This is a genomic window from Streptomyces sp. NPDC050704, assembly GCF_040654355.1.
Taxonomy (GTDB): Bacteria; Actinomycetota; Actinomycetes; order Streptomycetales; family Streptomycetaceae; genus Streptomyces.
On record NZ_JBFAHW010000003.1, the window covers coordinates 121340 to 136797 of the forward strand.

Genomic DNA, 15458 nt, shown 5'->3' on the forward strand with positions numbered 1-15458 from the left:
GCCTGTCCGGTCCGTCCGGTCCCGAAAAGCGGCCGTCACATCATGCACATCGTCTATGGAACGGAGGCCGGATGAGTCAGCTCGTCCCTGCGCAGGACACCCTCGCGAGCGCGATCGAATGTATCGGCGAAGTCCTCGGCATGCAGAGCGACTTGATCGCATCGGACACACCCTTGTCGGCTCTGGGGCTTGAGTCGTTCACCGCGGTGCGGCTACGCCGGCGGATCCGCGAGCGCACCGATGCCGACCTCCCCCTCACCGCCTTCCTCGACGGCGCCACCGCTCAGGACATCGCGAACCGGCTCGCCGCCGAGCTGCGGGAGGCACCGGCTCAAGGACAGGCGGAGAGGCCGGAGGAGCGAGCGGCGCCGAGCGGCACGACGGCCCCCGCCCCTGCCTCTGCCGGAAGTCCGCATGACGACGGCGGGCCGTTCCCCCTGACGCCCGTTCAGGCGTCCTACTTCGTCGGCCGGGAGGAAGGGCTGCCCCTCGGAGGGGTCGCCACCTTCTACTACTACGAGTACGACCGCACCACCGAGGACCCCCTCGCGGACGTCGGACGCCTGGAAGCGGCCTGGAACCGGCTGGTCGAGCACCACCCGATGCTCCGTATGACCGTGGACGAGCGCGGCCGGCAGCGCATCCTCGACGATGTCGGGCCCTACCGGATCGGCGCGAGCGACCTGCGTCACGCCTCCCCGGACGACACCGGCCTCGCACTGTCCCGTCTTCGGGATGAGCGCTCCCATCAGGTGCGGCCGACCGGCACCTGGCCGCTCTTCGACATCCACGCGGCGCTGCTGCCGGACGGCAGGACACGGCTCCACGTCGGCGTGGACGTGCTCATCACCGATCTCGCCGGCTGGATGCTCCTCATGCGCCAGTGGGGCCGGCTCGTTGCCGATCCCGCCGCCCAACTCCCCGTTCCCGAAACGGACTTCGCGAACCTCCAACGGAACCGTGCCACCGATCCGGAGTGGGCCGCGCAGCGGACACGCGACCGTGCCTACTGGTCCGAGCGCGCCCCCCACCTTCCGGACGCCCCGAGCCTTCCCGTGCTGCGCAAGGCGGAGGACACCACGCCTCCCCGGTTCGTCCGGAGCGCCGCGACGCTCGACGCGTCGACCTGGGCCGCGGTCCGTGCCCGCAGCGCGGAATACGGCGTCACGCCGACCGCCACCCTGCTCGCCGCCTTCGCCGCCGTGCTGGGCCGCTGGGGGGCCGGTGAACGAATATGCCTCAACACCACCCTGTTCGACCGGCCCGAGACATCGGGCGAGGCCGCTGACGCGGTGGGCGACTTCACCACGACCGCCCTCGTCGGAACACCGCCCTTCATGCCCGGCCGCTGGGAGGGATTCGCCGGATACGCCGCCGAGGTCAACCGATGTTTCTGGGAAGACCTCGACCACCGTTCCGTCTCCGGGGTGGAGGTGCTCAGGGACCTCGTCCCCGGACCGGGTTCCGACACCGCCGCCCCCGCTCCCCGCTATCCGGTGGTGTTCACCAGCGGAGTAGGCCTCTGCGGTGACGACGAACCGCCCGCCGCGTGGATAGGCGAGGAGGTCCACGGGATCTCCCAGACCCCGCAGGTCCTGCTGGACCACATCGTGTGGGACGAGGGCGGCCGGCTTCGGCTCGCCTGGGACTCTGTCGACGGGGCGTTCCCCACCGGATACGTACGGGCCCTGCTCGACGCCCATGTCCGTCTGCTCAGCAGCCTGGCGCGGAGCGACGCGTGGCGGGATCCCGCCCTGGGCTGGGACCCGACCTTCCGTCCGGAGGAGCCCCTGGACGTCGCACCCTTCCCGGACGCCGGCCCTCTGCTGGACTCCCCGGTGCGGGAAGCCGCACGCCGATATCCGCAGCGGCCCGCCCTGTATGGGACATCCGGTGCCGTCACGCACGACCGGCTCGCGGAGAACGCCGCAGCCACGGCCGCGCTGCTGACCGCCCATCAGGCCGGGCCCGGCGACCTCGTGGCCGTGGCCTGCGAGAAGGGCGTCGCACAGATCACCGCCGTGCTCGGGGTCAGCGCCGCCGGGGCGGGCTATCTGCCCGTCGAACCGACCTGGCCAGACGCCCGGATCGCCGCCGTCTGCGAACGTGCCGGTGTCCGGCACGCGCTGGTCGGTCGTGGAGTGAAGATCGCCTGGCCGCCAGGCGTCACCGTGCACCGGTTGACCGCCACCGGCAGGCCCGCACGCCGTGCCGGTTCCGCGGACCTCGTGGAGCCGAAGACGCCGGACCCGGACGACCTCGCCTACACGATCTTCACCTCCGGGTCCACGGGCAGCCCGAAGGGCGTCGAGATCCAGCACCGTGCGGCGCGTACCACCATCGACGACATCGTGGACCGGTTCGGCATCGACGCCGACGACCGCGTACTGGCCCTGTCCGCCCTCAGTTTCGACCTCTCGGTCTTCGACATCTACGGCGTCCTGGGCGCGGGCGGCTCCCTGGTGCTTCCCGATCCCGCCCGGCAGCGTGACCCGCAGCACTGGCTCGAACAGGCGGGACGTCATGGCGTCACCGTGTGGAACACCGCCCCCGCCCTGCTGGAGATGCTGGTCGAGTACGCGGAGATGGAACCGGAGGCAGCCACCGCGGCCCTGCGCTCGCTGCGGCTGGTGATGCTGTCCGGCGACTGGATCCCCCTGACCCTGCCCGAGCGACTGCGCGCGCTCGCCCCGCACGCCGAGTTCATGAGCCTGGGCGGCGCCACCGAGGCGTCGATCTGGTCCATCACCCACCCCGTGGAGCACACCGACCCGAGCTGGCGCAGCATCCCCTACGGCCGGGCCCTGCGCGGTCAGTCCTTCCAGGTGCTCGACGACCAGGGGGCGCCGTGCCCGGTCGGTGAGGCCGGCGAGCTGTTCATCGGCGGCGACGGTCTGGCCCGGGGCTACACCGGCGATCCCGTGCAGAGCGCCGAGCGTTTCGCCGTCCACCCGGTCCTCGGGCGCCGCCTCTACCGCACGGGTGACCTGGGCAGATGGACCGCGGAGGGAGCCATCGAGTTCCTCGGCCGGGCCGACCGGCAGGTGAAGATCCGGGGCCATCGCATCGAGCTGGGTGAGATCGAGGCGGTGCTCGGCCGGCATCCCGGCGTGCGGCAGTGCGTCGCCTCGTCCGTGCGGGGACCCGACGGCCGTCCGCGGCTGGTCGCCCATCTGTCCCCGAAGGGAACCACGCAGGCCCCGTCCCCGGAGGACCTGGCGGCCGCGCTGCGCGAGCGGCTGCCCGAGTACATGGTCCCGAGCCGGTTCGTCGTCCTGGACCACCTGCCGGTCACCGCCAACGGCAAGATCGACCACGCGGCCCTCACGAGCCCGTACCAGGAGCGGGAGGTCCACAGCGACAGCCTGTTCGAGGCCGCGGAAGAGACGGTCGCCGCCGAGCCGGGGGCCGTGGGTGACGTGCCGACGGGAGACGCCGGCACCGGGTGGGCCGCCGAGGCGCTCGACGAAGCCGCCGCGCTCGGTCTTGAGGCCGCGATCGTCCTCAGGCCCGGCGTACTTCCCGCCGACCAGGCGCTGGAGGCGGCCGCGCACTGGCTGCGGCGGGTGCGGCAGCTGGCCGGGGCCTCCCGCCTCGAACCGCGGCTCGCCGCCGGGGGACTGGCCGAGATCGTCCACCGTCCTGCTTCCCCGGTCACGGCAACCGCCCGGCCGGTCTCCTCTCCGGGCGCCACCCCCTCCCGTACGACCGAGGCACCCCGCGCCGACCCCGCGCGGGACCGGGCCGTGCTCGACGAGGTCACGTCCGTCCTCGCCGATCTCACGGGGAGCCCGGTGACGGCAGACAGCACCTTCAGCGCCCTGGGCGCGACCTCACTCACCTTGGTCCTCGCGCATCGCCGGCTCCGCCAGGGCATCGCCCCGCGGCTGGCTCTGGCCGACATGTTCGCGCACGCCGGGGTCGGTTCGCTCGCCGCCCGGATCAGTGAACTGGACCCCCGGGAACCCGAACGGCGGCCGGGCACCGCCGTGCCCCCGGCCGAGGGCACCTCATCTCGCACAGCCCCCTCGGACCCCCGTACCGCCGACCCCGTACCGCAGACCCGCCTGGCCTCGCGGGTCGCCGCGCGTGCCCTTGCCCGGGAGACCGCCGGATGACCCAGCCCTCCGAACAGAGCCACGCACCGCAGGCGGTGGACCGGGGAGACGACGAGCTGATCGCCGTCACCGCCCTCGACTGCCGCTTCCCGGGTGCCCCGGACACCGAGTCCTTCTGGGACCTGCTCGCGGCGGGACGCAGCGGGCTGACCCGGCAGACCGAACAAGAACTCGCCGAGAGCGGCCTGTCGGCCAGGCTGCGGCGGAACCCGGCACATGTGCCGGTGAGCGGACTGATCGACGGCCAGGACCTGTTCGACCCGGAGCCGTTCGGGCTGACCGACCCCGAGGCCGCCCTGATGGATCCTCAGCAGCGGCTGTTCCTGGAGGCATGCGGGCGGGCCCTGGAACGGGCCGGGCACGGCTCGGGCGCCGGGGCGGGCGCCGTGGGAGTCTTCGCCGGCGCCGCCCACAGCGACTACCTGACGCGCCACCTCGTCCGCCGGTACGCCGACTCCGCCGCCGATCCGGTGGGCAGTCTCCAGGCGGCGATCTCGGGCGTGGGCGACTACCTGCCGCTGCACGTCGCCCACCGGCTGGCCCTCACCGGACCGGCGATCTCGGTGGGCACCGCCTGCTCCACCTCGCTCGTGGCGGTCCATCTGGCGGCGCAGTCCCTGCTGGCGGGGGAGTGCGACACGGCTCTGGCCGGCGGCTCCTCGCTGATCGTTCCGCAGGGCAGGGGCTACCTCCATGTCCCCGACGGCATCTTCTCGGTCGACGGGCGGGTGCGTCCGTTCTCCGCGGAGGGCACCGGCATCGTGCACAGCCAGGGCGTGGGCGTCGCCGTCCTGCGCCGCCTCGCGGACGCCCTCGCCGACGGCGACCCGGTCCTCGCCGTCCTGCACGGGTCCGCGGTGAACAACGACGGAGGCGACCGCACCGGATTCACGGCGCCGTCCCCCCGCGGACAGGCCCGCGCGATCTCCGAGGCCCTCACTCTCGCCGGGGTCACACCGAGCATGATCAGCTACGTCGAGGCCCACGGAACCGCCACCCGGCTCGGCGACGTCGTCGAACTCGCGGCCCTGAAGAAGGTGTTCGGGGAGGACGGTCCCGCCTGGTGCGCCCTCGGCTCCGTCAAGAGCAACATCGGACACGCCAACTCGGCGGCCGGCATCGCCGGATTCGCCAAGACCGTGCTCGCCCTGCACCACGGAGTGCTCCCTCCGTCCCTCGGCGCCCTGCCCCTGAATCCCGATCTCGAACTCGACAACTCCCCGTTCACCGTGCCCCACCGGGCGGACCCGTGGCCCGGACCGCGCTACGCGGGTGTCAGTTCCTTCGGCATCGGCGGCACCAACTGCCATGCCGTGCTCGGCAGCGCGCCCCAGCGAACCGCGGCCCCCGCCGACGGCCGTCCCCAACTGGTCCTGCTCTCCGCGCATCGCGACGACGCCCTGGAGCGCCTGGCCGACGTAACGGCCGCCGCTCTGGACCAGCCGGATGTCGACGCGGCCGACGCCGCCTACACCCTGCACACAGGCCGCGGCGAACAGCCCCACCGGACCGCCGCAGTGCTCGGCGAGACGCCCGCCGACACGACCCGGAAACTGGTGCCCGGCGATACGAACCGCACGCCGGTGCCGGCGGAGTCGACCCGCGTCCTCGGGCCTGGCGACACGAGCCGCGCCCTCCTCGCCGCGCCCCGGCGCGCCGTCCCGCCCACCCGCCCCAGAATCGTCTTCGCCTTCCCCGGCGGCGGCGCCCAGTACCCGGGCATGGGCCGTGAACTCCTCGACGACGAACCGGAGTTCGCCCGCACGGTCGAGGAGTGCGCCGCGCTGTTCGACGCGCGCGCAGAGGGCCCCGGCCCCGGCCTCGCCTCGCTCATCGCCGCCGACCGCTCGGACGAGGCGGCCGGGAGACTGCTGCGCGATCCCGTACACGGACTCCCGGCCCTGTTCACCGTCTCGCTCGCCACCGCGCGTACGCTGCGCCACTGGGGCGTCGAGGCCGACGCGCTCATCGGCCACAGCCTCGGCGAGTACGCGGCCGCCGTCGCGGCCGGAGCACTGCGGCTGGCCGATGCCGTCACCCTGGTCGAGGTGCGCTCCCGCGGTATGTCCCGCACCGCGGGCGGCGGCGCGATGCTGACCGTGGCGCTGCCCGAGGACCAGGTCGTGAAGCTGCTCGGCGACCATCCGGACCTGGACCTGGCCGCCGTGAACGCACCGCGGTCCTGCGTGGTCTCCGGACCCGTCGCGGCGGTGACCGTTCTCGAGCGCCGGCTGGCCGCCGACGGCACCCACACCGCACGGCTCCACCTGGACGCGGCCGCCCACTCGCGGCTGGTCGACCCGGTGCTGCCCGAACTCCGTGCCGCGGCCGAGGCGATTGCGCCCAGCACCCCGGCCGTCCCGCTCGCCACGACGCTCACCGGACAGTTGCTGCTGACCCCGCCCGGGGCCGAGCACTGGGTGCCCCATCTGCGGTCCGTCGTCAGGTTCTCCGACGCCCTGACCACCGCGCTCGGCACCGGACCGGTCGCCGTGGTCCAAGTGGGCCCCGGCGGCGGCCTGTTGCAGCTCGTCCGCCAGCACGGTGCGGCGAACGTCGTCGCCACCCTGCCCACCCTGCCGGGACGCGACGACCACCGCGGGGCACGGGCCGCCCTCCTCACAGCCGCCGGCGAACTGTGGACCCACGGCGTCCGGCTCGACCCCGACGCCCTCCACCGCCCCGGCCGGCGGCGGATCGCGCTGCCGGGGCTGCCCGTCGACCGGCGGCGCCTGTGGATCGACGAGCCCGCCGACACACGGCCCGGCCACGCGCCCGTGCCGTACGAGACGACGGCCGAGCCCGACGAGGAGGAGCCGTTCCAGGTGCCGGTGTGGCACCGGACGCCGCCCGTCGACGCGCCCCGGCAGGTGGAGGGTCGCTGGCTCGTCGAGGGCCACCCGGACTCCCCGCTGCTGATCGAGGTGCGTGAGGAACTCGCGGCCGCCGGAGCCCGCCTTGTCACCCTCGCGCAGGCCGCCGCCGAACCGTCGCTGCCCTGCACGGGCATGATCCTGATCGACACCCACGGCGATGACGGGGACGGCGGTACGCCCCCGCAGGCGTCCGCCGATCCGGCCGGGCGGGTCACCGAGTCGGTGCTGCGGTACGCGGCACTCGCCCGGTCCGCCGCCCCCTGGGCCGGCACCGGGTTCCTGCTCCACGTCAGCGTCGGCGCGCACCACGTGGAGAGCGGCGACCGTCCGACACCGGAGGGTGCGGCCGGGCTGGCCGTACCCCGGGTCCTCGCCCAGGAGTTCCCCGGCCTGCGCTGGCGCTCCCTCGACCTCGCGGCCGGTCCGGCCCGCGCCGAGGACGTCCGGAGGGTGTGCGCGGAGGCGGGTGCCCTGGCCTCCGGCGGGCCGAGCGGCCTGGAGACCGCCGGCCGCGGCGGCCACCGATGGGTCCGCGGCGTGACCCCCTGGCACCCCTCGGCACCCGAGTCGGCGCGGCACGGCGGAACGGCCGTCGTCATCGGCGGACTCGGCGACGTCGGCATGGCCCTGGCCGCCCATCTCGCCCGTAACGGCTGGCGAATCGTGGTCACCGGCCGCGACGGACTGCCGTTGGACCCGGCGCCGGGAAGCCCGCAGGCCGAGCGGGCCGAGGCCATACGACAGCTGCGGGAGGACGGCGTCGAACTCGACGTACGGGCCGTCGACGCGGCGGATCCCGACGCCACGGCGGCCCTCCTACGGAACGTGTCACAGCGGTACGGACGCCTCGACCTGGTGGTCCACGCGGCCGGCGTCGTGGCCTCGGCCGCGGTGGCCCCGCTGCGTGCCGTGGAGCGGGACACCGTACGGGCGCACACCCGGGCCAAGGTGTCGGGTGCCATCGCGCTGCGATCCGCCCTGCGCGGGCTGCCGGACGAGCTGCGGCCCGAGACCGTCCTGCTGATGTCGTCCGCCACCACCTTCGTCGGCGGCCTGGGCCTGGCCCCGTACGCCGCGGCCAACCGCTTCCTCGACGCCCTGGCCGAACGGGAGAACGTACGGGAGAACATACGAGACGACGCACAACGCGAAAGCTCCGGCGGACGACCGGGTGGCACCCGCTGGATCAGCGTGGCCTGGGACGGCTGGCGGATCGGCCCCGGCGGCACCGAACGGGTGGTCGCCTCCCGTCACTCGATCGGTCTGCGGGACGGTATGCGCTCCGTGGACCGGCTGCTCCACCTCGCCCAGGACGGCCGCGCACCCGCGTCCCTGGCGGTCTCCCCGGCGGATCTGGCCCGCCGTACCGCCGGCGTCCCGACCGTCGCACCGAGCCGGGAACCGTCGGACGGCACCCCGCCACAGGGAACGTCCGCGCCCCGAGGAGCCGCCGAGGAAGTGCTCGCCGCCCTCTGGTCCGAACTCCTCGGCTTTCCCGTGACCGACCGCGACGCGGACTTCTTCGCGCTCGGCGGCCACTCCCTGCTGGCCACCCGCATGCTCGCCAGGCTGCGCGACGAACGCGGCGCCGGGCTGCGCCTGCAGGACCTGCTGGCGCGGCCCACGGTCGCGGCACTGGCCCCGCTGATTCCCGCGCCCGGCGGGGCGGCGGACCAGGGCGGTGGCCGGCCGCAAGTGCCGGCCGCGGCACGCTCCGATGCGCCGCCGCAGACCGGAACCACTACCCCTGCACCGGAACTCACCGGCTCCGCGGGCGAGTTCCCGCTGACCCGGGTGCAACACGCCTACTGGGTCGGCGGCTCGGGAGGCTACCGGCTCGGCGATGTGCCCTGCTCGTTCCACCTGGAGTACGACTGCCCGGGCCTGGACACCGCGCGCTACGAGGAGGCGTGGAACCGTGTGATCGCCCGCCACCCCATGCTCCGCGCGGTCGTCTCTCCCGAGGGACGCAACCGGGTACTGGACCGGGTGCCGCGCTACCGCATCCGGGTCCAGGATCTGAGCGCGCTGGACGAGGAGCGGCGCGTACAGAAGCTCGACCAGATCCGTGCCCGCATGGTCCGCCGCGAGCCGCGTCCCGGGCGCTGGCCACTGATCGACATCAGGGCGGCCCGCCTGCCCGGCGATGTGGTGCGCCTGTTCGTCAACGTGGACGTCCTGGTCTGCGACACCGCGAGCTACCTGATCTGGGACCGTGAACTGTGCGCCCTGTACCAGGACTTGGAACTTCGGCTGCCACCGGTACGCACCACGTTCGCCGAGTGCGTGGCCGCGCTGGAGCGGCGTGCCAAGTCCCCGGAGCGCGCTCGCGCCGCGGCCTATTGGCGGGCCCGGATCGACAGCCTGCCCGGTGCTCCCGCACTGCCGCTGCGCGCTCCGGAGGCTGCGAGTACGCGTCCCCGTTTCGGGCGCCGCAGCGCACGCATCGAGCCGGACGACTGGGCTTCGCTCAAGGCCGAGGCGGCCCGGCGCGGCCTGACACCGACCGCCGTCCTGCTCGCCGCGTACGGGGACGCTCTCGCCGACTGGTCCGCTCAGGACAGGTTCTCCCTCACGCTCACCCTGTTCGACCGGCCGTCCGACCTGCCCGGCGCGGACGAGGTCGTCGGCGACTTCACCTCCCTGATGCTCCACACCGTGGACCGGTCGCACGACGCCTGCTTCGCCGACGCCGCCGCCCGTGCCCAGCGCTCCCTCTTCGAGGACCTCGACCACCGGGAGTTCTCCGCACTGGAGTTGCTCGCCGAGAAGTCCACCCGCACCGGCCGCACCGAGTCCGTACCCGTCGTGTTCACCAGCGCCCTGGGCCTGTCCGGGCCGCTCGGCGGCGGCCACGACTTGGACTGGGCCGGCACCGCGGTCCACGGCGTGAGCAGCACCCCGCAGACCTGGCTGGACCATCAGGTACTCGAACAGCACGGCGCGCTGCTCCTCCAATGGGACGTCCTGGAAAGCGAGTTGCCCGCCGACGAGGCGGACCGCGCGTTCGCCTCGTACGCCGCCCGCGTACGCCACCTGGCACGGGACCCGGCTGCCTGGGAGACCGCATCACGGCCTCCGGGCAGTACGGGACCAAGCGGACGGCGGATCACCCCTGCCGCACCGGAACTCAGGGCGGAGACACCGCAGTCGAAGCGCCGACCAGCCGGCTCCGCACTCCTGAACCACCGCGACGCCACCGACGGCGACACCGAGGACCTGGACACCGCACTGCTGCTGCGCGACGGCAACAACGACCGGCCGCTGTTCCTGGTCCACCCCTCCGGGGGCGATGTGCTGTGCTACGGCGAACTGGCCGGGCTGCTGACGGACGGGCGGCGCGTCGTGGCGCTCACCGATCCGGCACTGACCGGAGGCACGGCCGCCGAGGACATCGCCGGTATGGCCGACCGGTATCTGGCGGCCCTGCGCCCATACCAGGCGCGCGGCCCGTACCTCCTGGGCGGCTGGTCCATGGGCGGCACCCTCGCCCATGCCATGGCCTGTGAACTGGAACGGCGGGGAGAACGCACCGATCTCCTCCTGATGATCGACTCGAATGTGCCGGACCGCATCACGCCACTCGGCGGCGCGCGACCCGACGAGGACGAGGCGATCGCGGCCGTGCGCTATCTGCGGTCACTGGAGGCGTTCCTCGACATGGACCTCGGCCTGGGTGAGACCGATGCCGTGCGGTTGCTGGACGCTCCGTCACCGCAGGCCCGGATCGCGGTCGCCGCCCGGCTGCGCGAGGCCGGTCTCGTCGGCCCGCGGGAGACCGCCGAGGTACGCCTGGGGGTCTTCGAACGCCACCTGCGCGCCCTGGGCGACCACAAGGCGGGCCGACTCACCGACCCCGACACCCGGTTGCTGCTGTTCCGCGCCACCCAGCCGTCCCCGAGCAACGCCGGAGTCGGCATGGGAGTCGACGACGCGCCCGACCTCGCCTGCCTGGGCTGGCGACCCCATGTGTCCGGCCCGGTCGACGACGTGCCCGTCGACGGTCACCACTACTCCCTGCTGACCGGACCGGCGGCAGCCCGGATCGCCGCCCTCACCGACCGGGCGCTCAAAGACACCTGAGTGGCCGACGGGTTCGGACATTCACCTCCAGACACGGAAAGAACGATGAGAATCAACACGCCTTTGCGGACACCGTCCCTGCGGAAACGGAAACCGGAACTCACCGACGTGCCCCGGCAGCCGGGCCGCACCTTCCTCGCCGTGGCCGCGGTCGGAGCCCTGCTGCTGACCGGATGCTCGTCGTCAGACGACAACCCCGGAAGCACGGCCGCGCCCGTCGGCAAGCCCGTCGACGGCGGCACCCTCCGCTACGCGGTGGCAGGCTCGCCCGCCACCGCGAGCAACGACCCGCACGGCGGCCTCGGCAACGAATCCGACGTGCTGCGCTTCGCCCTCGCCTACGACGTGCTGACCGTGCCCGGCAAGGACGGTGAGCCCGCGCCGCGACTGGCCGTCTCCTGGAAACCGAACAAGGCCATGGACCGCTGGACGTTCACGCTCCGGGACGACGCGAAGTTCACCGACGGCAGCCCGGTACGAGCCGCCGACGTGCTCTACTCCCTGCGGCGCATCACGGACAAGGCGGCCGAGAACTACGGCCGGCTCGCCGACTTCGACATGAAGGCGTCCAGCGCCGACGGCGACCACACCGTCGTCCTGGCCACCCGCGCCCCCATGGCCCAGGCCGCCAAGGCCCTGGAATCCGTCAGCTTCATCGTGCCCGAGGGCACGAAGGACTTCGCCAGGACCGTCCCCGGCTCCGGCCCCTTCAAGGTGCGCACCTCCGGGGCACAGACCGCCGTGCTGGTCCGCAACGACGACTGGTGGGGAACGCGCCCGCATCTGGACCGTATCGAGATCCAGGCCGTCGCCGACCCGCAGGCCCGCGCCAACGCCGTCACCTCCGGGCAGGCCGACGTCGCCGGCAGCGTGAGCCCCGCCGCCGTCAAGAGCGTACGAGGCGGCGCCGGACCGCAGGTCGTACGGCGCAAGGGCGTCACCGAGTACCCGTTCGTCATGCGGATGGACACCAAGCCGTTCGACGATCCGCGGGTCAGGGAGGCGTTCCGGCTGGCCACCGATCGCAAGGCACTCGTCGACACGGTCTTCCTCGGCTACGGGCAGATCGCCAACGACCTGCCCACCCCGTACGACCCCTCGTACCCTCGCGACCTGCCGCAGCGCGAGCGTGATGTCGCGAAGGCGAAGGAACTCCTGCAGCAGGCGGGCCACGCCGACGGAATCACCATCACCCTGCACACCACGACCGCGTACCCCGGTATGGACACGGCGGCCACCCTCTACGCACGGCAACTGTCCGACATCGGCGTGAAGGCCCAGGTCAAGGTCGAACCGGCCGACACCTACTGGACCGCCGTGTACGCCAAGAAGGCGTTCTACACCGGCTACTACGGCGGCATCTCCTTCCCCGACCTGGTGCGGGTCGGCCTGCTCTCCTCCTCTCCCACCAACGAGACCGCCTGGAAGAACAAGAAGTTCGACGCCGGCTTCACGAAGGCCATGGGAACCCTCGACGCCGACCGGCGCAACACCCTGCTCGCCGGCATCCAGCGGGACCTCTGGAAGGACGGCGGTTACGTCGTGTGGGGCACCGGCGACGGCCTCGACCTCGCGGCCCGCGGCGTGGCCGGACTGCCCGAAGGACCGGGCTTCCAGCGGATGTTCATCGACCAGGTGTGGATGGCGAAGTGACCCTTCGCCCGTTCCTGCGGCCGGTGCTGCTGACCGTGGCGGCCACGGCTGTCGTCTTCACCGCCACCGCGCTGCTGCCTGGCGACGCGGGCGACATCCAGCGCGCGGGACGGGCGTCCGAGCAGGAACTGGCGGACGAACGCGAGCGGCTCGGCCTCGACCGGCCGGCCGCGGTCCGCTATCTCGACTGGCTGTACGGTGCGGTCCGCGGCGACCTCGGCCGGTCCCTGGTGAGCGGACGCGCCGTGACCGGCCTGTTCACCGAGCGGCTGCCCGCCACGGCCACCCTGGTCGCCTTCGCGCTGGCCGTCACCGCGCTGCTCACTTCGGCCGCCCTGACCGTCGCGTTTCTGCGCGGCGGCCGGGGTGGCGCGCTCGCGACCGGGCTCGCCGCCGTCCCGCAGTCGGTCCACGCGGCCGTACTCGGCATGGTCTTCGCCGGGATCCTGGGCTGGCTGCCGGCCGTGTCCCTGCTGCCGCCCGGGGGGTCGCCGTTCGACGCGCCCGAGGCGCTGGTGCTGCCCGGGCTCACGCTGGCACTGCCCTCGGCGGCGTACGCCACCGTGCTGCTCCGCGGAACGCTCGACGACACCCTGCGCCGGCCCCATGTGAGCGACGCCCGCGTGCGCGGCCTGCCGCCCGCCCTCGTGCTGATCCGGCACGTGCTGCCCTTCCTGCTGGTTCCGGCGATGCGGGTGACCGCTCTCGTGGCCGGCGGACTGATGGCCGGCACGGCTCTGGTGGAGACGATGTTCGGCTATCCCGGCACCGGCAGCCTGCTGGTGTCCGCGGTCGCCGTGCGCGACATACCCGTAGTACAGGCCGCCGCGCTGCCCCCGGTCGTCGTCCTGCTGCTGTGCATGCTGGTCGCCGACCGCCTGGCCGTACGCCACTCGGGACGCGGCGGCCCTGCCGAGTACGGGCGTGGCACAGCCACTCCCGCGCTGGTCGGGGGGAGAGCCTGATGCCCTCCTTCCTGAGCCGCCGGCTCCCATCGGTCGCCGCCGCCCCGACCACAGCCGGGGCCATCGCGCTTCTGGTGCTGCTGGGGCGGTATGCGGCCCCGCACGACCCGGCACAGCAGATCGGTCCGCCCTGGTCGCCACCGGGGTCGGGCGCCCTCCTCGGGACGGACGGCCTCGGACGCGATGTGCTGTCGCGGGTGCTGCACGGAGGCACCCAACTGCTGGCCGTCTCGCTGCTCGCCGCGGTGGTGGCCGTGAGCTGCGGCACCCTGCTCGGCCTGACCGCGGGGTGGGCCGGCGGGCGAACTGCCCGTGCGGTGTTCTGGCTGTGCGACCTGCTGCTGGCGGTTCCCGCCCTCGTCCTCGCCCTGGTACTGGCGGTCGCGCTACCGGGAGGGACAGCCGTGGTGGTGGCATCTGTGCTCAGTGGTACGCCGCTCACCGCCCGTGTGGTGGCCGGCGAATCGGCGCGGCTTCGTACCAGCGGCCATGTGCAGGCGGCCCTGGAGCGGGGCGAGACCGTGCCGTCCGTCCTGGCCCGCGAGGTGCTGCCCGCACTGCGTGGCCTGGTGACGGCCGACGCCGGACTCCGGCTGGTGACCGCACTGCAGATCGCCGCGGCGCTCGCCGTCCTCGGCCTTGGACCCCAACCGCCGGAACCCGACTGGGCGTTGATGCTCAGCGAGAACCTTTCGGGTGCCGCACTGAACCCGGCGGCGCTGCTGGCGCCTGCCGCGCTGCTGGCCTGCTGCGCCTGGGCGCTGGCCGCCGCGGCCCACCGGGCAGGGTCCGCAAAGGGGGCGGTTGCATGACCACCTCGGCGTACGGCGTGTCGCCGTCGGGGCAGCCTCCGTTGCTAGCGGCGGACGGGCTGACGGTCCGCCGGACGGGGGACGGTGCACTCGTCCTGCCACCGACCGGTCTACGGGCCGCACCGGGACAGGTCCTGGTCATCACCGGCCCCTCGGGAGCAGGCAAGACCACTCTGCTGAACGCTCTCCTCGACACCCTCCCGGCGGGGCTGCGCCGGTCGGCCGGAACCGTGCACTGGCAGGGCACGCTCCTGAAGGCGGGCCGCTCCGCCCGGAAGTGGCGACGCACACGATGCGGCCGACTCGGCCAGGACCCCGGCGCCACACTGCATCCGCTGTGGCGCGTCGGCCACCTGATCGGTGAAGACCTCGCCGGCGACCGCGGCACCCGAGCGGCACGCGTCGCCGAACAACTCGACCTCCTGGGGCTGCCGCCCGAGCTCGTTTCGCGCCGCGCGGGCCAACTCTCGGGCGGTCAGGCCCAGCGCGTGGCGCTGGCCCGGGCGCTCGCCGCCGACCCGGATCTGCTCGTCCTCGACGAGCCGACGTCGGCCATGGACGCGGCGACGGCGGCGTTGGTGAAGCGCGCGGTCGAGGCCCGTCGCGGCTCACCGGACCGCTGCGTGGTTCTGGTGACCCATGATGAGCGTCTCTTCGGCGAACTGGCGGATGTCACGATCCGCGTCACACCGGCCGAAGCGCCCGCCGGGCCGGGTCCGCTTCGGCCGATGTCGAGCGCAAGCGCCCGGGCCACGGGCGACGGCAGGGCAAGCGCACCGCCCCGGCCGACCGCGTCTCGCACACTGCTGGAGACCGACCAGACCGACCGGACCGGGCTCGACGTGTCCGGCACGTCGTTGGAAGCCGACCGGTCCGGGCCAGGCGTGTCCTGCGCGCCGGCGGGCGGAGACCGGCCTGAATCGGGCGTGTCCGGTGCGTTGTTGGATGCGG

Annotated in this window: 6 protein-coding genes; all 6 read left to right on the top strand. The window is 73.5% G+C overall.

From position 1 onward, the window contains the following. Positions 1-71 precede the first annotated feature (71 nt). A complete protein-coding gene (locus tag AB0I18_RS02415) occupies positions 72-4118 on the top strand; it encodes an amino acid adenylation domain-containing protein (protein WP_363103481.1) in 4047 nt (1348 codons plus the stop codon). Continuing rightward, the gene (locus tag AB0I18_RS02420) at positions 4115-11077 is read left to right on the top strand and encodes an SDR family NAD(P)-dependent oxidoreductase (protein WP_363103482.1); all 6963 of its coding nucleotides are present in this window, start codon (positions 4115-4117) and stop codon (positions 11075-11077) included. Before AB0I18_RS02415 ends, AB0I18_RS02420 begins: the two co-directional genes overlap by 4 nt. 45 nt (positions 11078-11122) lie before the next feature. After that, complete coding sequence (locus AB0I18_RS02425) at positions 11123-12730, top strand: ABC transporter substrate-binding protein (protein ID WP_363103483.1); 1608 nt, start codon at positions 11123-11125, stop codon at positions 12728-12730. Further along, entirely contained in the window at positions 12727-13695 is a 969-nt protein-coding gene (locus AB0I18_RS02430) for an ABC transporter permease (protein WP_363103484.1), read from the top strand. Before AB0I18_RS02425 ends, AB0I18_RS02430 begins: the two co-directional genes overlap by 4 nt. Further along, on the top strand, positions 13695-14507 hold the full coding sequence (locus tag AB0I18_RS02435) for an ABC transporter permease subunit (protein WP_363103485.1): 813 nt from the start codon (positions 13695-13697) through the stop codon (positions 14505-14507). The genes AB0I18_RS02430 and AB0I18_RS02435 overlap by 1 nt, the downstream gene beginning before the upstream one ends. Beyond that, the coding region (locus AB0I18_RS02440) for an ATP-binding cassette domain-containing protein (RefSeq protein ID WP_363103486.1) at positions 14504-15458 on the top strand (955 nt) is incomplete at its 3' end. The genes AB0I18_RS02435 and AB0I18_RS02440, both read left to right, overlap by 4 nt.

Excerpts from the sequence above, each read along its gene's own strand:
- AB0I18_RS02415 (WP_363103481.1), top strand. The coding sequence starts at position 72 with ATGAGTCAGCTCGTCCCTGCGCAGGACACCCTCGCGAGCGCGATCGAA.
- AB0I18_RS02420 (WP_363103482.1), top strand. The coding sequence starts at position 4,115 with ATGACCCAGCCCTCCGAACAGAGCCACGCACCGCAGGCGGTGGACCGG.
- AB0I18_RS02425 (WP_363103483.1), top strand. The coding sequence starts at position 11,123 with ATGAGAATCAACACGCCTTTGCGGACACCGTCCCTGCGGAAACGGAAA.
- AB0I18_RS02435 (WP_363103485.1), top strand. The coding sequence starts at position 13,695 with ATGCCCTCCTTCCTGAGCCGCCGGCTCCCATCGGTCGCCGCCGCCCCG.